Raw genomic sequence first — 21,267 nt, forward strand, 5'->3', positions numbered from 1 at the left:
TTTCACAGCCTTTTTCTTTATTACATAATAGCGATTGTTACTAAGCCAGTGCTTGTTCTAGATCTGCAATTAAATCATCCACATCTTCTAGGCCAATTGATAAACGAACCAAACCGTCACTAATGCCATGTCTTTGCCGTTCTTCTACACTATAAGTAGCATGAGTCATTGTCGCTGGATGTTGAGCTAAAGATTCGCAGTCTCCTAAGCTCACAGCTCGACTAAAAAGATTTAAGCGATTGAGAAACTCTCTACCTGCTTTAATGCCTCCTTTTAACTCAATAGCTATCATACCTCCAGCTAACCGCATTTGACGTTTGGCTAGTTCATATTGAGGAAAAGAAGTCAGCCCAGGATAATAAATAGTTTCGACTTTAGGATTATCTTCAAGGTATTGTGCTATACGTTGTGCATTTTCGCAGATCTGCTCCATTCTTATGCCTAACGTTTTTATACCTCGTAATATTAACGAGGCATCGTGAGGAGACAAACAAGCCCCTGTCATATCCTTTAAACCCTCAACACGTATTTTATTGGTTAATTCATGTGTAGTAATAATTGCACCCGCAGTCACATCGCCATGGCCTGATAAGTATTTGGTCATAGAATGCACAACAATATCTGCACCAAGTTTTAAGGGTTGTTGTAAATAAGGTGAACAGTAAGTGCTATCCACTATCACTAAAATATTATGCTGATGAGCTATTTCTGATATGTTTGCTATATCACTGACACGCATATTAGGATTAGCAGGAGTTTCAAAAAAAATTATTTTTGTTTTCTCAGTAATCGCTTCTTTCAGTTTTTTTAGATTAGTTAAATCAACGTGTTTTATTTTAATGCCAAACTTGGCAAGCCCATGATTAAAAAAAGTAAAAGTACATCCATAAAGTGTCATATCTGCAATCAATTCATCACCAGGCTGAAGTAACGACCAACAGGTTGATGTAATCGCGCCCATTCCTGAAGAAAAAACAACTGCACCTTCACCATCTTCTAATTGTGCTAAACGTTTTTCTAATAAATCTAATGTAGGATTAGAAATCCGTGAATAAAAATGTCCTTTTTGCCGCCCTGCAAAACAATCAGCTCCATATTGAGCCGTCGGAAAAACAAAAGTAGACGTTTGAAAAACAGGAGGCACTAACGCCCCCTGAGAGTCTAACGGAGAATAACCATAATGTATTGCTTGAGTATTAAAATGTTTATTACCTTGCGTCATTACATCACCTAATTATTAATTAGTTTTCTATTCGTTGGTTATTTTCCCCGATAATTTGAACTGTTCTTAGAATAATAGAAATTCCTTTAAGCGTATCAGGATTTCTTAATAACGCAAAAGTTGATCCTAAAGTATATTTTTTATCTTGATAAATAGATTCTTTCTTTGCCATATTATAAGCGGCACTTAATTCCCATACTGGAATTAATGTTTCTTCAAATGCGACCGACAGTTTTTCAACCGTTGCGTTATCCATAATATCTATTGAATCTGATATTAAAGATAATAAATCGACGATATTATCAAACCGCTTTAATGCTAATAATGGTCTTGCTTTTTCTAATAAATGTTGAAGATGTAATTTATCTTCATCCGTTAACAGTTGAATATCTGCTGGGCTTAAATTATTTTCACTCATTATTGTATCCCCTATAATAATCCTCTAACTGTTGCCCAATATAAACCTCTGTTATAACTATTACGTAATAATCCCCCTAACTTTGTTGGCGGTGTAGGTATTACGTCGTGCTTATAATCATATTGTAATGGCATTCCTGCTGATAGCCCCATTTGTGCAACGGCTTGTACTCGACCATCATAAATAGTGGCAGGATAACCATAGCGCAGTTCACCACAGATATTATTAGCAATTACACCGGCTTGGTTATGACAGCTACCACCGGCTTTACTGATCGGTAAATCAACGGTATCACCAATAACATAAACTTGGTTTAATCCATAAACTTGTAATGTTTCAGGATCTGTAGGTAACCACCCCTCACCGTTATTATGTTCACTTAAACCCGTGTTACGAATAGCTTCAACCGCAGTAATTGGCGGAGTACTCATCAGAATATCAAACGGCTCTGCTTCACCCTCTTTTGAGTAAGCTATCTTTTTATCTGGATCAACATGGCTTAATGTAAATCCACGTTTAGCTTTAATATCGCGCTCTGAAAATACCGCAGGAAGGACTTCGCAAACCTCTTGTTGCATAAACAAACAGTTTCTTAAAAGTTGAGCAACTGTAGGATAGGTATAAACAATTTCAATATTGTTTCTTACTCGACGTTGACGTAATAGTTCATCAAGCATCAAGGTTGTTTCCATTGGAGCAATACCACATTGATGAGGCACATTCGGCGTTTCAGGAAAACTCACTGTAATAAATACACGCCCTTTTTCAATTGTCGCAAGTTTATCAGCGAGCGCTCTTGCTGCTTCATATTGATAAAAATGACTACCTGCTTCTTTTAAACCTTCAATTCTATGAGGGCTAGGAACACAGCCAGTTGCCAAAACTAAGAAATCATAATTATATTTTTTCTTGGACTCGCAATAGATAACTTTATTGTTAAAGTCAAAACGCTCAGCTTTATCTATAACAAATTCAATTTCAGGTCTTAATAAACTTCTTTCTGATCGCATTAACTCTTCTTTTAAAAAGAGATTAAATGCAATATACATAAATGCAGGCTTGTAATAATGATGAGGGTTATCTGAAATAAGTGTTATTTTAATTTTATTTGAAAATATTTCTTCATTTAATTTTTTAGCCAGGATATTAGCAAGAATAGTTCCGCCGGTACCACCGCCAATAATAACTATATTTTTTGTTGGCATTTTATTTCCTATATCTAGTGATATTAGATAGACAAAAAAAGTATAGTAAAAGGCATTAATATAACAAATAGATTAAATAGATAAATAAACTATCTTTAAAATAATTATTCTAATTGATAATCGTTATAATCATATCGAATTTAAATATTTAAATTTAATATTAACTATCGTTATCATCACTCACTAATAAAATGTTGCAATTAAAGGATGATGATCTGAAGCATCAGTGATCAGCACTTCTGCATTATTTAGCGATAATCCGCGATAGAAAATATAATCTAACGGTTTACCAAATGCTTTAGTACGCCAATCATTATCAAAAATAACCTCTTTAAGTCTTAACCTTCTCGCAAAACGCTTTAATACATTCACTCTAGGACGACTCCATGCATTAAAATCACCTGCAAGAATAATAGGGCCTTTATGATGCATGATATGAACAGATAAATTACTTAATTGACGCTGATACACATCAACACCAAAACTAAAATTAATCGCATGCACATTAATCACCATTAGATGATCACCCGTGATCAGCGGATATACCGTAATTAATGCTGATTTTGATAAACGTAGAAAAGGTTCTTTTTCTCTTAAAGGACAACAATAGATAGGATGAGAACTTGATAAAGTCATTACCCCCGCTGGATGTTGCTGAAAAGCTAAGGCAGGTACTTGATCTGCGATTAAATGATGGGTTCCTGCAAAACGAACAAGTTCAGGCGTAGTTTGAGCCTCTTGCAATAAAAGTAAATGCGTATCGGTTGATAAGATCTCTAACATATTGCGCCAATTGGGTCGTTGCTGTTTATAGATATTCCAAACCGCAATTTTTAGCGTGCCTTCTGTATAAAGAGGCATTCCAATAGGTAACGTATCCTTTCTTTCACTTAAAGGCGGGCTTGGTTCAATCCTTTCTACAGGTTGACCTGCCACAAAACGTACTGAATAAGTCGGTTTCTTCGCCATTAACAACCTCAGATAAGCAGCAAGATTTCTTGCTATAACTTAAGTATACCAAAGCCTAGCGCTACCCTCATCTTTTAAAAGGACACCATAATCAACAAAAGTAATTATTTTTATATAAATTAGTTATTTTTACTTAATTTTAGAGATTTAATGTCTGTTTACTCTTAAATTTTAAGCAAAAAAAAACCTAAGTCATTAGACTTAGGTTTCTTAATGTTGGCGGAACGGACGGGACTCGAACCCGCGACCCCCTGCGTGACAGGCAGGTATTCTAACCAACTGAACTACCGCTCCGCGTATTCTTTTCGCGATTAATGTTTTCCAACACTAATGCTTTAATTTAATGCCTGGCAGTTCCCTACTCTCACATGGGGAGACCCCACACTACCATCGGCGCTACAACGTTTCACTTCTGAGTTCGGCATGGGATCAGGTGGGACCGTTGCGCTATGGCCGCCAAGCAAATTCTGTTTAATCACCCGTTATTTTGTATCTCTACGCAATAACCAGCAATATTCAATCTTAAACAAGCTTACTTCATCTACTTTTCGTCTCTCAGACAAAACACCTTCGGTGTTGTCAGGTTAAGCCTCACGGTTCATTAGTACTGGTTAGCTCAACGTATCGCTACGCTTACACACCCAGCCTATCAACGTCTTAGTCTTAAACGTTCCTTTAGGTCACTCAAGGTGACAGGGAAGACTCATCTCGAGGCAAGTTTCCCGCTTAGATGCTTTCAGCGGTTATCTCTTCCGCACTTAGCTACCGGGCAATGCCATTGGCATGACAACCCGAACACCAGTGGTGCGTTCACTCCGGTCCTCTCGTACTAGGAGCAACCCCTCTCAATCTTCCAACGCCCACGGCAGATAGGGACCGAACTGTCTCACGACGTTCTAAACCCAGCTCGCGTACCACTTTAAATGGCGAACAGCCATACCCTTGGGACCTACTTCAGCCCCAGGATGTGATGAGCCGACATCGAGGTGCCAAACACCGCCGTCGATATGAACTCTTGGGCGGTATCAGCCTGTTATCCCCGGAGTACCTTTTATCCGTTGAGCGATGGCCCTTCCATTCAGAACCACCGGATCACTAAGACCTACTTTCGTACCTGCTCGAGCCGTCACTCTCACAGTCAAGCTGGCTTATGCCTTTGCACTAACCGCATGATGTCCGACCATGCTTAGCCAACCTTCGTGCTCCTCCGTTACTCTTTAGGAGGAGACCGCCCCAGTCAAACTACCCACCAGACACGGTCCCCGATCCAGATTATGGACCTAGGTTAGAACATCAAACGTTAAAGGGTGGTATTTCAAGGTTGACTCCATGCAGACTGGCGTCCACATTTCATAGTCTCCCACCTATCCTACACATCAAGGCTCAATGTTCAGTGTCAAGCTATAGTAAAGGTTCACGGGGTCTTTCCGTCTTGCCGCGGGTACACTGCATCTTCACAGCGAGTTCAATTTCACTGAGTCTCGGGTGGAGACAGCCTGGCCATCATTACGCCATTCGTGCAGGTCGGAACTTACCCGACAAGGAATTTCGCTACCTTAGGACCGTTATAGTTACGGCCGCCGTTTACTGGGGCTTCGATCAAGAGCTTCTCCCTAAGGATAACCCCATCAATTAACCTTCCAGCACCGGGCAGGCGTCACACCGTATACGTCCACTTTCGTGTTTGCACAGTGCTGTGTTTTTAATAAACAGTTGCAGCCAGCTGGTATCTTCGACTGGCTTCGGCTCCGTCCGCAAGGGACTTCACTTACCGCCAGCGTGCCTTCTCCCGAAGTTACGGCACCATTTTGCCTAGTTCCTTCACCCGAGTTCTCTCAAGCGCCTGAGTATTCTCTACCTGACCACCTGTGTCGGTTTGGGGTACGATTGTTGGTAACCTGAAGCTTAGAGGCTTTTCCTGGAAGCAGGGCATCAATTGCTTCACCACCTTAGTGGTTCGTCATCACACCTCAGCATTAAGTGACCGGATTTGCCTAATCACTCTGCCTACATGCTTGAACCGGGACGACCGTCGCCCGGACAACCTAGCCTTCTCCGTTCCCCCATCGCAGTTACCACCAGTACGGGAATATTAACCCGTTTCCCATCGACTACGCTTTTCAGCCTCGCCTTAGGGGTCGACTCACCCTGCCCCGATTAACGTTGGACAGGAACCCTTGGTCTTCCGGCGTGCGGGTTTTTCACCCGCATTATCGTTACTTATGTCAGCATTCGCACTTCTGATACCTCCAGCATACCTCACAGTACACCTTCGCAGGCTTACAGAACGCTCCCCTACCCAACAATACATAGTATTGCTGCCGCAGCTTCGGTGCATGGTTTAGCCCCGTTACATCTTCCGCGCGGGCCGACTCGACCAGTGAGCTATTACGCTTTCTTTAAATGATGGCTGCTTCTAAGCCAACATCCTGGCTGTCTGAGCCTTCCCACTTCGTTTCCCACTTAACCATGACTTTGGGACCTTAGCTGGCGGTCTGGGTTGTTTCCCTCTTCACGACGGACGTTAGCACCCGCCGTGTGTCTCCCGTGATAACATTCTTCGGTATTCGCAGTTTGCATCGAGTTGGTAAGTCGGGATGACCCCCTAGTCGAAACAGTGCTCTACCCCCGAAGATGAGTTCACGAGGCGCTACCTAAATAGCTTTCGGGGAGAACCAGCTATCTCCCGGTTTGATTGGCCTTTCACCCCCATCCACAAGTCATCCGCTAATTTTTCAACATTAGTCGGTTCGGTCCTCCAGTTAGTGTTACCCAACCTTCAACCTGCCCATGGATAGATCACCGGGTTTCGGGTCTATACCCTGCAACTCATTCGCCCAGTTAAGACTCGGTTTCCCTACGGCTCCCCTATACGGTTAACCTTGCTACAGAATATAAGTCGCTGACCCATTATACAAAAGGTACGCAGTCACCCCATCCTCAAATGTCCCGCTTGCTTTTACTGTCAAACTGGCTCGATTTTTTAACTTCCGTTGCTCGTGTACTTCTATGTACACTGCGCGACGGCTTGAAATAATCAACCCATTTTGTAGGTAAACGCTTCGCTGTTTTCGAGTGGTTTGTCCAATCACTCAGTGCAAGGCACTTGAGTGATGGGGCTCCTACTGCTTGTACGTACACGGTTTCAGGTTCTTTTTCACTCCCCTCGCCGGGGTTCTTTTCGCCTTTCCCTCACGGTACTGGTTCACTATCGGTCAATCAGGAGTATTTAGCCTTGGAGGATGGTCCCCCCATATTCAGACAGGATAACACGTGTCCCGCCCTACTCGTCGAGTTCACAATAACAGCATCTTCAGATACGGGGCTATCACCCTTTACTGCCGGACTTTCCAGACCGTTCTCCTGATGCTGCCATTGATTAAGACTCTGGGCTGTTCCCCGTTCGCTCGCCGCTACTAGGGGAATCTCGGTTGATTTCTTTTCCTCGGGGTACTGAGATGTTTCAGTTCTCCCGGTTCGCTTCATGACGCTATGTATTCACGTCATGATAATATCCATTGGATATTGGGTTTCCCCATTCGGAAATCGTCGGTTATAACGGTTCATATCACCTTACCGACGCTTATCGCAGATTAGCACGTCCTTCATCGCCTCTGATTGCCTAGGCATCCACCGTGTACGCTTATTCGCTTAACCTCACAACCCGAAGGTGTTTCTTCTTGAAGACGTCTGGGTGGTGATGGCTGTGCAGATTACATTTCGTCGTTGGGCAGTGCTCGCCATGCTCACATACTCATGTATGTTGCGCTGGCTGTGCGCTGGCCGCCTCGAACTGTAAATTGCTCGCTCATCCCACTTCGATGTCGAAAAACACATTCAAAGTTTGAGATTTTGAGAGACTCATCAATATACCTCGGTGATATATTGATTTGTTTTCAATTTTTCAGCTTGTTCCAGATTGTTAAAGAGCATAATAGTTAAAATAACTTGCTAAAATTATCTTAACTATTCTCTGATTTTCATCAGACATAGTGTGGTACGCCTTTCACTCATACCGCGCAATTGGCGTCCCCTAGGGGATTCGAACCCCTGTTACCGCCGTGAAAGGGCGGTGTCCTAGGCCTCTAGACGAAGGGGACTTCAGTCAGCTTCGCAGACGCGCTTTTGCTCGTTCTTCATCAGACAATCTGTGTGAGCACTACACATAACACGTATCTCTTAGGTAAGGAGGTGATCCAACCGCAGGTTCCCCTACGGTTACCTTGTTACGACTTCACCCCAGTCATGAATCACAAAGTGGTAAGCGCCCTCCCGAAGGTTAAGCTACCTACTTCTTTTGCAACCCACTCCCATGGTGTGACGGGCGGTGTGTACAAGGCCCGGGAACGTATTCACCGTAGCATTCTGATCTACGATTACTAGCGATTCCGACTTCATGGAGTCGAGTTGCAGACTCCAATCCGGACTACGACAGACTTTATGAGTTCCGCTTGCTCTCGCGAGGTCGCTTCTCTTTGTATCTGCCATTGTAGCACGTGTGTAGCCCTACTCGTAAGGGCCATGATGACTTGACGTCATCCCCACCTTCCTCCGGTTTATCACCGGCAGTCTCCTTTGAGTTCCCGCCATCACGCGCTGGCAACAAAGGATAAGGGTTGCGCTCGTTGCGGGACTTAACCCAACATTTCACAACACGAGCTGACGACAGCCATGCAGCACCTGTCTCAGAGTTCCCGAAGGCACTCCTCTATCTCTAAAGGATTCTCTGGATGTCAAGAGTAGGTAAGGTTCTTCGCGTTGCATCGAATTAAACCACATGCTCCACCGCTTGTGCGGGCCCCCGTCAATTCATTTGAGTTTTAACCTTGCGGCCGTACTCCCCAGGCGGTCGATTTAACGCGTTAGCTCCAGAAGCCACGGTTCAAGACCACAACCTCTAAATCGACATCGTTTACAGCGTGGACTACCAGGGTATCTAATCCTGTTTGCTCCCCACGCTTTCGCACCTGAGCGTCAGTCTTTGTCCAGGGGGCCGCCTTCGCCACCGGTATTCCTCCACATCTCTACGCATTTCACCGCTACACATGGAATTCTACCCCCCTCTACAAGACTCTAGCCAACCAGTTTCAGATGCAATTCCCAAGTTAAGCTCGGGGCTTTCACATCTGACTTAATTGACCGCCTGCGTGCGCTTTACGCCCAGTAATTCCGATTAACGCTTGCACCCTCCGTATTACCGCGGCTGCTGGCACGGAGTTAGCCGGTGCTTCTTCTGCGGGTAACGTCAATTGATAAAGGTATTAACTTTATCACCTTCCTCCCCGCTGAAAGTACTTTACAACCCTAAGGCCTTCTTCATACACGCGGCATGGCTGCATCAGGCTTGCGCCCATTGTGCAATATTCCCCACTGCTGCCTCCCGTAGGAGTCTGGGCCGTGTCTCAGTCCCAGTGTGGCTGATCATCCTCTCAGACCAGCTAGAGATCGTCGCCTAGGTGAGCCATTACCTCACCTACTAGCTAATCCCATATGGGTTCATCCGATAGCGCAAGGTCCGAAGAGCCCCTGCTTTGGTCCGTAGACGTCATGCGGTATTAGCCACCGTTTCCAGTAGTTATCCCCCTCTATCGGGCAGATCCCCATACATTACTCACCCGTCCGCCGCTCGTCAGCAAGAAAGCAAGCTTTCTCCTGTTACCGCTCGACTTGCATGTGTTAGGCCTGCCGCCAGCGTTCAATCTGAGCCATGATCAAACTCTTCAATTAAAAGTGTTTGATGCTCAAAGAAATCGAAAACTTAGCTATTCATAAATGAATTTACTTTTGTTGTTCACTCTTCAAGACTTGATACATCTAATATTTTAGAAGATATCGTCTCTGCGAGTGCCCACACAGATTGTCTGATAATTTGTTAAAGAGCAGTGCAACATTTGCTGCCGTTTCCGGTCTTCTGCGTTGTTGCGAGGAGGTGCATTCTACATCTTCCTCATTCAGTGTCAAGCGTTTATTTTCAAGGCTTTTCACTTTTTTTCTTTGTTCTCTCAGTCAGTTCGCTTAGCGCCCTGTTCCGTGACAACGAGGACGCATTATAGGGAGTTTTCTGAGGCTGGCAATAGTTTTTTTAAAAAAAATGATCGTTTGTTGGTAAATTAAACGAAGTGCTTATTTTTTGTGGCTTTTTAGCCATTTTGGCAAGTCTGCAAGGCTATCAAGAACAAAATCTGCACACTCTTGTGCTTCTTCTGTTATCTCTTTTCCTGTACGAACTAGAATTTTATGACCAACACCTGCATTTTTTGCTGCCAACATATCTTCTTTTTTATCACCGACCATATAAGAAGAAGCCATATCGATATTTAATTGCGCTTTAGCATCCATAAACATACCAGATGCAGGTTTACGGCAATCACATGCTTTCTTATATTCTTCTACACTTGCATCAGGATGATGAGGGCAATAATAGATACCGTCTAAATCAACGCCTCTATCCGCTAAAGACCAATCCATCCACTCTGTTAAGTGTAAAAATTGATCTTCACTATAATAGCCTCGACCAATACCTGATTGATTGGTGACTAATACTAAGGCATAACCCATAGCTTTTAATTCAGCCATTGCCTCAATAACACCATCGATAAATTCAAAGTTATCAATTTCAGATACATAACCATGGTCTATATTAATAGTTCCATCGCGATCTAAGAAAATCGCTGAAATCCCCTTACTCACAGCACATTACTCCATTTAGATATTTTTATTAGTATCGCATGTTTTTTCTTATATAGAGAATGATATCCATGGCTTTCTTTCTTTATTAGTCTTCTACTCTTTTTTATTGACTTGGCCGTCTAGACGCCTTAACATCTATTTTAACTCGGGCAGAATAGTCTTTATGTCCCATATCTACTTATATAAAGAAAAACATGATTAAACTGACGAATATAAACAAAGTATTTAAGCAGGGAGAGCGTTCTATACAGGCGCTATCAAATATAAACCTGCATGTGCCACAAGGGCAGATTTTTGGTGTTATCGGATCGTCAGGTGCGGGTAAAAGTACACTTATACGTTGCGTAAATATGTTAGAGAAACCAACTTCAGGTGAAGTATTGGTTGATGGACGAGATCTCACAAAATTATCAAATAAAGAATTAACAAAAGCACGCCGCGGTATTGGCATGATTTTCCAGCATTTCAACTTACTGTCCTCTCGTACCGTATTTGATAATGTCGCATTGCCATTAGAACTTGATAATACGCCACGAGCTGAAATCAATAAGCGTGTTAATGAATTACTAGAATTAGTTGGTTTATCTGATAAGAAAGAGTATTACCCAGCTAACTTATCTGGTGGACAAAAACAACGTGTTGCAATAGCACGCGCATTGGCAAACTCACCTAATGTTTTATTGTGTGATGAAGCCACTAGCGCACTAGATCCGGCAACAACACGTTCTATTTTAGAATTATTGAAAGATATTAATCGTCGCTTAGGCCTCACTATTTTATTAATTACTCATGAAATGGACGTTGTAAAACGTATTTGTGACCAAGTTGCGGTTATTAGTGGTGGCGAATTAGTTGAAAGTGATGCCGTCAGTGAGGTTTTCTCACACCCTAAAACGCCTGTTTCACAAGCTTTTATTCAATCAACACTACAATTAGATATTCCTGAAGACTATAAAGAACGCTTGAAGCCAGAGTGGGAGGAAGGTTTATTCCCATTATTGAAACTTGAATTTAACGGTCAATCTGTAGATGCACCATTGATGTCTATCGTTGCACGTCGTTTTGACGCTGATATTAATATTTTAAGTTCTCAAATGGACTATGCCGGTGGTGTGAAATTTGGTGTGATGTTAGCAGAACTACACGGTAAGAATGGTAACACGGAAAAGTCGATTGCGTTTTTAGAAGAGCATCATGTGAAAGTAGAGGTTCTCGGTTATGTCTGAAGGAATGATTTATTTATTAATTAGTGGGATCTGGGAAACCTTAGTCATGACCTTTGTTTCAGGCTTCTTTGGTTTTGTTATCGGATTACCTTTGGGGGTTTTACTCTATGTTACGCGTCCTGAACAAATCATGGCAAACCCACCTGCCTACCGGATTATTTCAGCACTCGTCAATATTTTTAGGGCAATCCCTTTTATTATCTTATTAGTATGGATGATCCCTTTTACACGTATGGTCGTGGGGACGTCAATTGGCTTGCAAGCAGCCATAGTGCCATTAACTGTTGGCGCAGCACCATTTATTGCACGTATGGTAGAAAATACACTATTAGAAATCCCTCAAGGATTAATTGAAGCATCCCGATCTATGGGTGCAACGCCAATGCAAATTATTAAGAAGATTTTATTACCCGAATCTTTACCTGGCTTGATTAATGCAGCAACCATTACTTTAATTACATTAGTGGGTTACTCCGCAATGGGAGGTGCTGTTGGTGCCGGTGGTTTAGGTCAAATTGGCTACCAATATGGTTACGTTGGCTATAACGCTACAGTAATGAATACAGTCATTGTTCTACTCGTTATTCTTGTTTTTATCATTCAGTTTTTCGGCGATCGCTTAGTGAAGCTGACAACACATAAATAAATAGATTGAAGGTTTCTATTATTAATAACGAAACCTTTTAATTAACAGATCAATAAGGGTAAATGTATGTCATTGAAATTTAAATCGCTCGCAGTTGTAAGTGCTTTAGTTGGTGCATTGGCATTAGCTGGTTGTGGTGAAAAAGAAAAAGATCCAAACCATATTCGTGTCGGCGTTATTTCAGGCTCAGAACAACAAGTCGCTGAAGTAGCGAAACAAGTTGCTAAAGATAAATATGGTCTTGATGTAGAACTCGTTACTTTCAATGACTTCGTCATGCCTAATGAATCATTAAGTCGCGGTGATATCGACATTAATGCATTCCAACATAAACCTTATTTAGACCAACAAATTAAAGATCGTAATTACAAAATAACAGCTGTAGGAAATACATTTATTTACCCTATCGCGGGTTATTCTAAAAAGATCACTGATTTAGCCGATTTACCTGATGAAGCACAAGTGGCTATTCCTAATGATCCAACAAACTTAGGTCGCTCACTGCTGTTATTAGAAAAAGTTGGGTTAATTAAATTAAAAGATGGTGTAGGTCTGTTACCTACCAAGCTTGATATTATTGAAAACCCTAAAAAATTACAATTAGTTGAATTAGAAGCACCACAATTACCTCGCTCATTAGATGATCAAAAAATCTACTTAGCGGTAATTAACACTACTTATGCAAGCCAAGTCAATTTAACACCAGCAAAAGACGGTATTTTTGTTGAAGATAAAGACTCACCATACGTAAATATCATTGTTGCTCGTGAAGACAATAAAGACAGCGAGAATGTGAAGAAATTTATTCAAGCCTATCAAACTGATGAAGTGGATAGTGCTGCCAATAAAATTTTTAACGGTGGTGCAGTAAAAGGCTGGTAATACGTCAATATTTAACTTAATTATAAAAAAGGCGGACATTTGTTCGCCTTTCTCTTTTTTACTTGGCTAATTTGCATTAAATTATAGCCGTTTAATTTTTGTATAGACAATAATAAAGAGGATATAACCCATGCACATGCGCTTGCTACTTATTGGCATCATGGCGCTGTTTATGACAGGTTGTTCAATGCAGAATTCATCTGATGTTGATCAGTCTAAATTTACGGATATGCGTTTAAATAAACCAGGACAACCCCAAAAACCAAGATCACAAACATTACCTTCAGTGCGTATTGTTGAAAAAACAGAAGACCTTTTAGGTGCTCCGTTTAAAGATCTCGGTATTGTTGCCGGTGAATCTTGCCGTCAAACATTACAAGATCCACCAGCAAGTTTACCTATTGCTAAAAAAAGAATGGCGACCAAAGCAGCTTACAAAAATGCCAATGCTGTTTTATTGCATGAATGCCAAATTGTCACTGGTTTAGGTTGCTACCAATCTGCCATTTGTGAAGGCACCGCATTACTCATTACAAAATGAATACCTACCAAATGAATCCTATAGGGCATATATCAAGTCCTTATAAAGAAAAATTTGCCGTTCCACGCCAACCTGGGTTAATCCAGGATGGCGGCGGCCAACTTATTCTACATGCACCTTATAATCACCCAGATGCAGTTCGAGGCTTAGAACAATTTAGTCATCTTTGGCTGATTTTTGTTTTTCATCAAACAGCACAACAGGGTTGGCACCCTTTAGTTCGCCCCCCAAGGCTTGGTGGGAATGCCAAAATAGGTATTTTTGCAACCCGCTCAACTTTTCGTCCCAATCCCATCGGCATGTCTTTAGTCGAATTAAAAAAAGTAAACACACAGAACCAGTCTGTTATTTTAGACTTAGGCAGCCTTGATTTAGTTGATGGAACTCCTGTTCTTGATATTAAGCCTTATTTACCCTTTGCAGAGTCTCGACCAAATGCGATTGCTGGTTTTGCACAAGAAGCACCAGCTAATGAAATGCCGGTCTTCTTTTCACAACTCGCTTTAGAACAACTGCAACATTATGCGAACGAATATCCTCATCTTTCGCGTTTTATTACTCAAGTATTACAACAAGATCCTCGCCCTGCTTATAAAAAAAATGAGCAAAGTGATAGGATCTATGCGGTGCATTTGCTTGAATTTAATGTTCGCTGGCAAGTGAATGGGCAACAGACACTTGTTCTTGATATTGAACCGCGGTAACTTGCTACTATCTTCATTGATATTGCTATCATGAATTATCCAATCTGAACGTCATTCTCGTTGTCTTTAAACAAATCAGATTGAAAAAAATGCTTTGCCCCTTTTGGCAGACCTAAGTCACTGGTAGACTAAAGTCTTTCTCTAATTATATTGATGTAGACTGGCGTGACAGTCAGCCTAAGTATTTTTGTTCTAATGGAACCTAATAATGCGTACTAGCCACTATTTGCTCTCTACTTTAAAAGAGACACCTGCTGATGCAGAAATTGTCAGCCATCAACTTATGCTTCGCGCAGGCATGATCCGTAAACTCGCTTCTGGTCTTTATGATTGGATGCCGACAGGGGTTCGTGTTCTGAGAAAAATTGAAAAAATTGTTCGTGAAGAGATGGACAATGCAGGATCACTTGAAATTTCAATGCCCGTTGTTCAACCCGCTGATTTATGGTTAGAAAGTGGTCGCTGGGAGCAATATGGCCCTGAATTACTGCGTTTTGCAGACAGAGGCGAGCGCCCATTTGTTTTAGGCCCAACCCACGAAGAAGTTGTTACTGATATTGTTCGTAATGAAATTACCTCTTATAAACAACTTCCACTGAACTTATATCAAATTCAAACTAAATTCCGCGACGAAGTACGCCCTCGTTTTGGTGTTATGCGCTCTCGTGAATTTATCATGAAAGATGCTTACTCTTTCCATATCTCTCAAGAGTCTTTACAAGAGACTTACGACAGAATGTACGAAGCTTACAGCAAAATTTTCTCTCGTATTGGTTTAGATTTTCGTCCAGTGCTTGCAGATACAGGCTCTATTGGTGGTAATGCCTCTCATGAGTTCCAAGTTTTAGCGGACAGCGGTGAAGATGATATCGTCTTCTCTACTGGCTCTGACTATGCAGCTAATATCGAATTAGCAGAAGCAGTAATGCCTGCAACTCCAAGAGCTACCGCGACTGAAGAATTACGTTTAGTAGATACACCAAACGCTAAAACAATTGCTGAATTAGTTGAACAATTCAATTTACCAATTGAAAAAACAGTTAAAACACTGATTGTTCATGGTACGAAAGAAAGTGGTCACCCATTAGTTGCATTATTAGTTCGTGGCGACCACGAGCTTAATGAAGTTAAAGCAGAAAAATGCGCTATCGTTGCGGCACCTTTAACTTTCGCGACTGAAGCTGAAATTCGCCAAGCTGTAAATGCAGGTCCAGGTTCATTAGGCCCAGTTAATCTGCCACTACCAGTTATTATGGATCGTTCTGTCTCTGTAATGAGTGATTTTGGTGCTGGTGCAAACGTTGATGGTAAACACTATTTTGGTATCAACTGGGAGCGTGACCTGCCTGTTGCTGAAATTGCTGATATCCGTAATGTTGTTGAAGGTGATCCAAGCCCAGACGGTAAAGGAACATTACTGATCAAACGTGGTATTGAAGTTGGTCATATTTTCCAACTTGGCACAAAATACTCAGAAGCATTAAAAGCAACGGTACAAAACGAAGAAGGTCATAACCAAATCGTGACTATGGGTTGTTATGGTATCGGTGTAACTCGTATTGTTGCTGCCGCTATTGAACAAAACCATGATGCTCGCGGTATTATTTGGCCTGATGCGATTGCACCATTCCAAGTCGCTATTTTACCAATGAATATGCATCGTTCTTATCGCGTTAAAGAAGTTGCTGACAGACTTTATGACGAATTACGTGCTCAAGGTGTTGATGTTCTGTTTGATGACCGTAAAGAGCGTCCGGGTGTGATGTTTGCTGATATGGAACTTATTGGTATTCCACACACTATCGTGATTGGTGATCGTAATCTAGACAACAATCAAATCGAATATAAAGCGCGTCGTAGTGATGATAAATCACTAGTCAATGTTGACGATGTTGTTGCCTTTATTAAAGAGCAACTCGCTTAATTATTAGGCTCCTTATCTTTAAGGGGCTTGATTGATAAATAACAAGCGTGTCCTCTCAGACACGCTTGTAACTATAATCAGAATAATATATCAATCGCCGATTACATCTTTTTTATACGTTTCCTTCCAGCTCTAACTTCCCGAACAAAGTCATATACCGCTGATAATCACTCATTTCAACATATTGAGGTTCTTTGACCCAAATCATTATAATAGCGCAGTTAGCTGTTTTTATCAGAATGATCTAGTAATAAATAGAAATTAAAACGAGTATGTTATTTATTATTTCGTTATATAAATGGCGATTTTAACTCACTATTTTTCTATTATTTTAAATTTACATAGGAAATATTATGAAAAGACTTGGAGCAATAGTTGGTATTCTTTTTATATTATCGGGATGTGGAACAATAAATAGAGCAAAGAGTAGTAATGATTATTACCGAGGTACTGATACTGATGTTGAAGTTATTAATGAACCTTATATTTGGTTAGTTACTCTGGGAATATACCCTATATTCTCAATTATCAGTTTACCTATTGATGTTGTCCTTGATACCGCCCTTCTTCCCGTTGATCATGTGATAAAAACCCAGAAAGAAAAGGCGCACACCGAAGAGCGCAATAGACATAAACAAGAAACTGAAAGTATCTCAGATGATCAGCAACATTTAACGTTAACGCCTTCCACTCCCCCCTCTCCAGTTTCTCCTACTCATGAGCGCTGGCTAGAGAACAATACAAAATAAGTTATTATTGTAATATCTTTAAAAATAATAGGTTATTTAAAATACATTACGAAAAGGAAATTATTTAGATAATACAGTAATAGGAAATTTCTTTGATATATTAAAAATAAAATTTTTTTATACAAAGTAATTTAAAGAGATAGATGAATTAGAAAAATACTTTATGCATATATCAAGCACAATAATACTGCACAGATAAACTTAAAATAAAAAGACTGAGTTCAGCTCAATACCGGACTCAGTCTTTACTCAACTCATTTTAACTGTCTAATAAACGCAAGGCTATTCAATAAGCGATTTTTTTATTAAAACAAAACCGCTAAAACTTAGCTTCTGCCACCACGATGGTTTCCGCAAGAGCCATGGCGATTAAAACGAGGCTTATCATCTGTAACTACTAAAGCTCGATCATATTTACCATCTTCCATTGAAGGACGAATGCTGTAATAACCATTAACTTCAAGGTAAACCGGTGTTCCACCATCAACACCGGTTGAGAAATAGCCTTTTTCTAATTCAATACCATTTGCTGCGTAAACACGTCCTGATTGGCAATCTTTAAATGTTCCAGCATCAGCAAAATAGGTAAACTCGCCAGCAAGCTGTTTAGGCTGAACCTTAGCTAAAGTATAATTTAGTTCTGAATTAATGACGTTGCCATCAATATCAAGCATGACTAATTTATCTTCACGAGGTAAATAATAGCTCTTTTCACCGTAACTATTAGTCAACGTCAGCTTATCTTTACCTAATACCCATGTTCCTGATTCAAAGAAACTACGTTTATCATCAGGTGAACCTTGGTAGCTTTGCTCCATGACATAAGAGCCATCTTGATTAACAAGAATTGTGGTGTCGATACCAGAACAATCGGCACACGGCAGAATACTGTTGTAAGTTTGGTCTACAATTTTTCCATCAAGTGATAAGCCAATATTATTTTGGCAACCTGATAGTACAAATAACCCAGCAGCAACGGCTGCAAATAAAAATTTTTTCCCCATCATCGACTCCCTACATTCTGGGTACTTTTTAATAAATCATTCTCAATATGATTCTAACATTTTTTAAAATAAAAGGGGGTAATAAAATACGCTTTAAGATAAATGCACCTATAATTGTCAGTTATTTCTCAAATCACTTCGAATAAAGAACTATTTCGGAAAATTATTATAATAACTATTGTGCTCACATCGAATAACAGCATAATGATTTTATTCTGAATTATTCACTGGCGGCTACACCGCCACGAAAGAGTGGTGAGGGAATATGTCAACAAATACAGAATATCAACCAATTAACTGTGATGATTACGAGTATCTGGAGTTAGCATGCCAACGTGGTTTAGCACTCCATATTGAATTACATGATGGTAAGCTTATTGAAGGCATTGCTGATGATCTTTTCTTAAGCAAAAAGGTTGAATACCTAAAAATTAAGACGTCTGAAGGCTCTAAAGATTTACGACTGGATATCATTGCCAGTTTTTCTAATCCCGAACTTGGGACTATTGTTATAAAATCGGAATAACCGAATAAGGAACAGCCGCCAACCGGCGGTTGTTCGTTAATGAGCCTCTCGCCACTCAATAGTAATCGCATATTCTGATGTTGCTTTTCCCTCAAAAGTCACAAATGTATTAAGAGCAGCAATTAACGTGTCATTATAATAAATCAAAGGAATTCGTGTCCTACGCCAAGGTGCAACGTCAAGCTCTTGCCAAATCTTTTTACTATGCCGAGCATGTTCTCGTCCAACAATACGCAAAGATGTTTGTGTCAAACCAAAACGAACGGTAACTTTTTCATCCTTTGAAGGCGCTCTAACGGTATTTTTGCCTGTTGCAGTTGTTAGTGATAAAACCCCTAATCCACTAGGTAAAGACAGTGATTGAGTAAGTGGCCATTCAATAATTTTATTAACAGGATCATCAATTATTGGTACAAGATAAAGGCGTTGTTTATAACGTCTCACTTCATCTTGATAAAATTGTAACTTAGGCTCTGCATCGGCTTTGGCTAAAGCAACTTCCTGCCATAATCGTAAAATTTGTTGTCTTGAAGGCATTGTTTTATTATGTTGAGCAAACCAACGCCTTAATAATGCATTACGCTTTATCACACTACAAAGAGCAAGTTGCTTGATGTCTAAACTGTGCTCGCTATCCATTAAAGCATTAAGTTCTGGCTCCAAAAGCTCATCCAATAGGGCTTCTTGCTCACCACACAGTGCCGCACTGCGAGTCACCGATTGCGAAAAATGAGGCCATCGCTGCGTTAATAATGGCATAACTCGTAAACGTAAAAAATTACGATCATAACGGTCATCTTGATTACTATCGTCTTCTATCCAATCTAGCCCTTGTTCAGTAGCATAAGATTCGATTTGCTCACGCGTAATATTGAGTAATGGCCGAAGTAAGTAGCTATTTTCAAATACCATTTTTACTGGCATTGAAGAAAGCCCTGATGGGCCACTACCTCGCTTTAAAGCCAGTAAAAAAGTTTCGGCTTGATCATCTTGATGTTGAGCAGTCACTAACACTTGTTGTGGCTGTAAATATCGACGAAAGGCTTGGTAACGCGCCTCTCTTGCACCATTTTCAAGACCGCCTTCTTTAGGATCTACATTCACTTTTTCACTGATAAAATCGACATGCCATTGCTGACAGCATTGTTCACAATGAGCAAGCCAGTCATCTGCTTTGATGTTTAATCCATGATGAATATAGATAGCCGTTAATTCTAAAGGTAATTGGTATTCATCACGTAAACGTACAAGCCCTTGCAATAAAACGGTGGAATCTACTCCGCCACTAAAGCCCACCAAAATTTTAATGTGAGGATCAATGCGCAGTTTGATTTCTTTAAGAAGTGAGTCATATTCCTGTTTCATCGCTTTATCATTTATCAGTGAATTCAGGTGATTATGTTAAGCTTTTCTCGCTGGTTTTGCACGAGTACAAAGTAATCCTATAAATAAAACAAGGTGTAGCTCTATTACACAAACAACAAGAAAAATTAGAAATAAGATAAATACGAGGTTATAAAGAAATTAAAGAAGTAAAAAGCAGAATAATCGTTATTCTGCTTTTTATTAAAAACACCATTAAGCAGTAAAACCGCCATCAACCAAATAAGAAGCCCCAGTCACAAATGAAGCCGCATCGCTGGCCAAAAATGCGACAACATTAGCCACTTCCTCTGGTGTACCGAGACGTCCAATAGGATGCAATGCCGCTAACTTTTGTTTATCTAATTCGCGACCATCCAGCAAAGGTGTATCAATATAACCTGGGCAAACCGCATTAATACGAATACCTTTGTTTGCGTAATCAATAGCAAGTGTTTGTGTCAGTAATTTAACCCCACCTTTTGATGCACAATAGGCAGGAAATTCATGTTGCCCAACAAAAGAACAAATTGAACTACAATTAACAATTGCACCTGATATTTTGTTTTTTAGCCAATATTGAATTGCTGCTCGATTAATCAAAAAGAGTCCATTTAGATTAACATCTAAAACACCCTTCCACTTTTCATACTCTAATTTATCAGCAATGTTATCTGTTAAAACCCCCGCATTAGCAAACACAAAATCTATTCGCCCATACTTATTTACAACATAATCAACAAGTTGTTTATTTTCTTTCTCGCTCGTCACATCCATTTGCACGAATTCACCGACAAATCCTTTCACTTTTAGATATTTTTCTGCTTTTTGTCCTCGTGCTAAATTACTACCTGTAATAACCACAGATGCACCCAAGGATAAAAATTTTTCCGCAGAGGCTAAACCAATACCGCTATTACCACCTGTAATAATTCCCACTTTGCCACTAAACGATATCATCACTTTATCCTCATTAAAGATTTAATGCCCTATAAAATGATAGATATGACTTATTATTCTTTTAGTAAAAAAGTGAATTAATATTAGTTTTGAGATCGAGTTAACACATTGATATATAATATATTATAGTTAATATCACAAATTCTAATTGTTTCGATAGAGATAGTTTAAAATGGACCAATAAAAAAGCCCCATGTAATCAACATGAGGCTTATTAGAATTTATTCAAATATCACGAG

Annotated in this window: 16 protein-coding genes, 2 tRNA genes and 3 rRNA genes; 8 read left to right on the top strand and 13 right to left on the bottom strand. The window is 40.4% G+C overall.

Annotation, left to right across the window (positions count from 1 at the left end; genetic code table 11):
• Positions 1-40 precede the first annotated feature (40 nt).
• From LW139_RS16670 to gmhB, 10 genes are all read right to left on the bottom strand, one after another.
• Entirely contained in the window at positions 41-1,222 is a 1,182-nt protein-coding gene (locus LW139_RS16670) for a methionine gamma-lyase (RefSeq protein WP_166539742.1), read from the bottom strand.
• Between the two features lie 19 nt (positions 1,223-1,241).
• Entirely contained in the window at positions 1,242-1,640 is a 399-nt protein-coding gene (locus LW139_RS16675; protein ID WP_109409738.1) for a hypothetical protein, read from the bottom strand.
• A gap of 11 nt (positions 1,641-1,651) precedes the next feature.
• Positions 1,652-2,845, bottom strand: a complete 1,194-nt coding sequence (locus LW139_RS16680) for an NAD(P)/FAD-dependent oxidoreductase (protein ID WP_247850276.1) — start codon at positions 2,843-2,845, stop codon at positions 1,652-1,654.
• 183 nt (positions 2,846-3,028) lie between these two features.
• The gene (locus LW139_RS16685) at positions 3,029-3,814 is read right to left on the bottom strand and encodes an endonuclease/exonuclease/phosphatase family protein (protein WP_072070197.1); all 786 of its coding nucleotides are present in this window, start codon (positions 3,812-3,814) and stop codon (positions 3,029-3,031) included.
• Between the two features lie 217 nt (positions 3,815-4,031).
• Positions 4,032-4,108, bottom strand: a tRNA-Asp gene (locus LW139_RS16690).
• 51 nt (positions 4,109-4,159) lie between these two features.
• Positions 4,160-4,275, bottom strand: a 5S ribosomal RNA gene (rrf, locus tag LW139_RS16695).
• 119 nt (positions 4,276-4,394) lie between these two features.
• A 23S ribosomal RNA gene (locus LW139_RS16700) occupies positions 4,395-7,471 on the bottom strand.
• Between the two features lie 367 nt (positions 7,472-7,838).
• Positions 7,839-7,914: transfer RNA gene (locus tag LW139_RS16705), tRNA-Glu, on the bottom strand.
• Positions 7,915-7,998: 84 nt separating this feature from the next.
• Positions 7,999-9,541: ribosomal RNA gene (locus LW139_RS16710) — 16S ribosomal RNA — on the bottom strand.
• Together the 16S, 23S and 5S rRNA genes with 2 tRNA genes alongside form the textbook arrangement of a ribosomal RNA operon.
• 396 nt (positions 9,542-9,937) lie before the next feature.
• Complete coding sequence (gene gmhB, locus LW139_RS16715; RefSeq protein ID WP_166539351.1) at positions 9,938-10,504, bottom strand: D-glycero-beta-D-manno-heptose 1,7-bisphosphate 7-phosphatase; 567 nt, start codon at positions 10,502-10,504, stop codon at positions 9,938-9,940.
• 194 nt (positions 10,505-10,698) lie between these two features.
• On the opposite strand from gmhB, the gene metN reads away from it, so the two are divergent.
• The 7 genes from metN to LW139_RS16750 all read left to right on the top strand — a co-directional run bounded on the left by metN (position 10,699) and on the right by LW139_RS16750 (position 17,176).
• Complete coding sequence (metN, locus tag LW139_RS16720; RefSeq protein ID WP_227336005.1) at positions 10,699-11,730, top strand: methionine ABC transporter ATP-binding protein MetN; 1,032 nt, start codon at positions 10,699-10,701, stop codon at positions 11,728-11,730.
• Positions 11,723-12,376, top strand: coding sequence for a methionine ABC transporter permease MetI (locus tag LW139_RS16725; RefSeq protein WP_036933988.1), 654 nt, complete (start codon positions 11,723-11,725; stop codon positions 12,374-12,376). The genes metN and LW139_RS16725 overlap by 8 nt, the downstream gene beginning before the upstream one ends.
• Before the next feature lie 66 nt (positions 12,377-12,442).
• Positions 12,443-13,258, top strand: coding sequence for a MetQ/NlpA family lipoprotein (locus LW139_RS16730; RefSeq protein ID WP_036933990.1), 816 nt, complete (start codon positions 12,443-12,445; stop codon positions 13,256-13,258).
• A 130-nt stretch (positions 13,259-13,388) separates the two neighbouring features.
• Positions 13,389-13,799, top strand: coding sequence for an Rcs stress response system protein RcsF (gene rcsF, locus LW139_RS16735; RefSeq protein WP_166539353.1), 411 nt, complete (start codon positions 13,389-13,391; stop codon positions 13,797-13,799).
• On the top strand, positions 13,796-14,503 hold the full coding sequence (gene tsaA, locus LW139_RS16740) for a tRNA (N6-threonylcarbamoyladenosine(37)-N6)-methyltransferase TrmO (RefSeq protein WP_247850277.1): 708 nt from the start codon (positions 13,796-13,798) through the stop codon (positions 14,501-14,503). The genes rcsF and tsaA overlap by 4 nt, the downstream gene beginning before the upstream one ends.
• Positions 14,504-14,711: 208 nt before the next feature.
• Positions 14,712-16,427, top strand: a complete 1,716-nt coding sequence (proS, locus tag LW139_RS16745; RefSeq protein ID WP_166539355.1) for a proline--tRNA ligase — start codon at positions 14,712-14,714, stop codon at positions 16,425-16,427.
• A gap of 353 nt (positions 16,428-16,780) precedes the next feature.
• A complete protein-coding gene (locus tag LW139_RS16750; RefSeq protein WP_166539356.1) occupies positions 16,781-17,176 on the top strand; it encodes a YceK/YidQ family lipoprotein in 396 nt (131 codons plus the stop codon).
• A gap of 326 nt (positions 17,177-17,502) precedes the next feature.
• Here the strand turns inward: LW139_RS16750 and nlpE are convergent, their stop codons facing one another.
• A complete protein-coding gene (nlpE, locus tag LW139_RS16755; RefSeq protein ID WP_247850278.1) occupies positions 17,503-18,183 on the bottom strand; it encodes an envelope stress response activation lipoprotein NlpE in 681 nt (226 codons plus the stop codon).
• Between the two features lie 262 nt (positions 18,184-18,445).
• Between nlpE and LW139_RS16760 the strand changes: the two genes are divergently transcribed.
• On the top strand, positions 18,446-18,706 hold the full coding sequence (locus LW139_RS16760) for a Rho-binding antiterminator (protein ID WP_109409052.1): 261 nt from the start codon (positions 18,446-18,448) through the stop codon (positions 18,704-18,706).
• A 36-nt stretch (positions 18,707-18,742) separates the two neighbouring features.
• On the opposite strand, the gene tilS is transcribed toward LW139_RS16760, so the two are convergent.
• Positions 18,743-20,071, bottom strand: coding sequence for a tRNA lysidine(34) synthetase TilS (tilS, locus tag LW139_RS16765; protein ID WP_210813411.1), 1,329 nt, complete (start codon positions 20,069-20,071; stop codon positions 18,743-18,745).
• A 213-nt stretch (positions 20,072-20,284) separates the two neighbouring features.
• The gene (locus LW139_RS16770; protein ID WP_247851234.1) at positions 20,285-21,028 is read right to left on the bottom strand and encodes an SDR family NAD(P)-dependent oxidoreductase; all 744 of its coding nucleotides are present in this window, start codon (positions 21,026-21,028) and stop codon (positions 20,285-20,287) included.
• Positions 21,029-21,267: the final 239 nt, after the last annotated feature.

The sequence above is a fragment of the Proteus vulgaris genome (genome assembly GCF_023100685.1).
Classification (GTDB): Bacteria; Pseudomonadota; Gammaproteobacteria; order Enterobacterales; family Enterobacteriaceae; genus Proteus.

Excerpts from the sequence above, each read along its gene's own strand:
- LW139_RS16670 (WP_166539742.1), bottom strand. The coding sequence starts at position 1,222 with ATGACGCAAGGTAATAAACATTTTAATACTCAAGCAATACATTATGGT.
- LW139_RS16675 (WP_109409738.1), bottom strand. The coding sequence starts at position 1,640 with ATGAGTGAAAATAATTTAAGCCCAGCAGATATTCAACTGTTAACGGAT.
- LW139_RS16680 (WP_247850276.1), bottom strand. The coding sequence starts at position 2,845 with ATGCCAACAAAAAATATAGTTATTATTGGCGGTGGTACCGGCGGAACT.
- LW139_RS16685 (WP_072070197.1), bottom strand. The coding sequence starts at position 3,814 with ATGGCGAAGAAACCGACTTATTCAGTACGTTTTGTGGCAGGTCAACCT.
- metN (WP_227336005.1), top strand. The coding sequence starts at position 10,699 with ATGATTAAACTGACGAATATAAACAAAGTATTTAAGCAGGGAGAGCGT.
- LW139_RS16725 (WP_036933988.1), top strand. The coding sequence starts at position 11,723 with ATGTCTGAAGGAATGATTTATTTATTAATTAGTGGGATCTGGGAAACC.
- LW139_RS16730 (WP_036933990.1), top strand. The coding sequence starts at position 12,443 with ATGTCATTGAAATTTAAATCGCTCGCAGTTGTAAGTGCTTTAGTTGGT.
- rcsF (WP_166539353.1), top strand. The coding sequence starts at position 13,389 with ATGCACATGCGCTTGCTACTTATTGGCATCATGGCGCTGTTTATGACA.
- tsaA (WP_247850277.1), top strand. The coding sequence starts at position 13,796 with ATGAATACCTACCAAATGAATCCTATAGGGCATATATCAAGTCCTTAT.
- proS (WP_166539355.1), top strand. The coding sequence starts at position 14,712 with ATGCGTACTAGCCACTATTTGCTCTCTACTTTAAAAGAGACACCTGCT.
- LW139_RS16750 (WP_166539356.1), top strand. The coding sequence starts at position 16,781 with ATGAAAAGACTTGGAGCAATAGTTGGTATTCTTTTTATATTATCGGGA.
- nlpE (WP_247850278.1), bottom strand. The coding sequence starts at position 18,183 with ATGATGGGGAAAAAATTTTTATTTGCAGCCGTTGCTGCTGGGTTATTT.
- LW139_RS16760 (WP_109409052.1), top strand. The coding sequence starts at position 18,446 with ATGTCAACAAATACAGAATATCAACCAATTAACTGTGATGATTACGAG.
- tilS (WP_210813411.1), bottom strand. The coding sequence starts at position 20,071 with ATGAAACAGGAATATGACTCACTTCTTAAAGAAATCAAACTGCGCATT.
- LW139_RS16770 (WP_247851234.1), bottom strand. The coding sequence starts at position 21,028 with ATGATATCGTTTAGTGGCAAAGTGGGAATTATTACAGGTGGTAATAGC.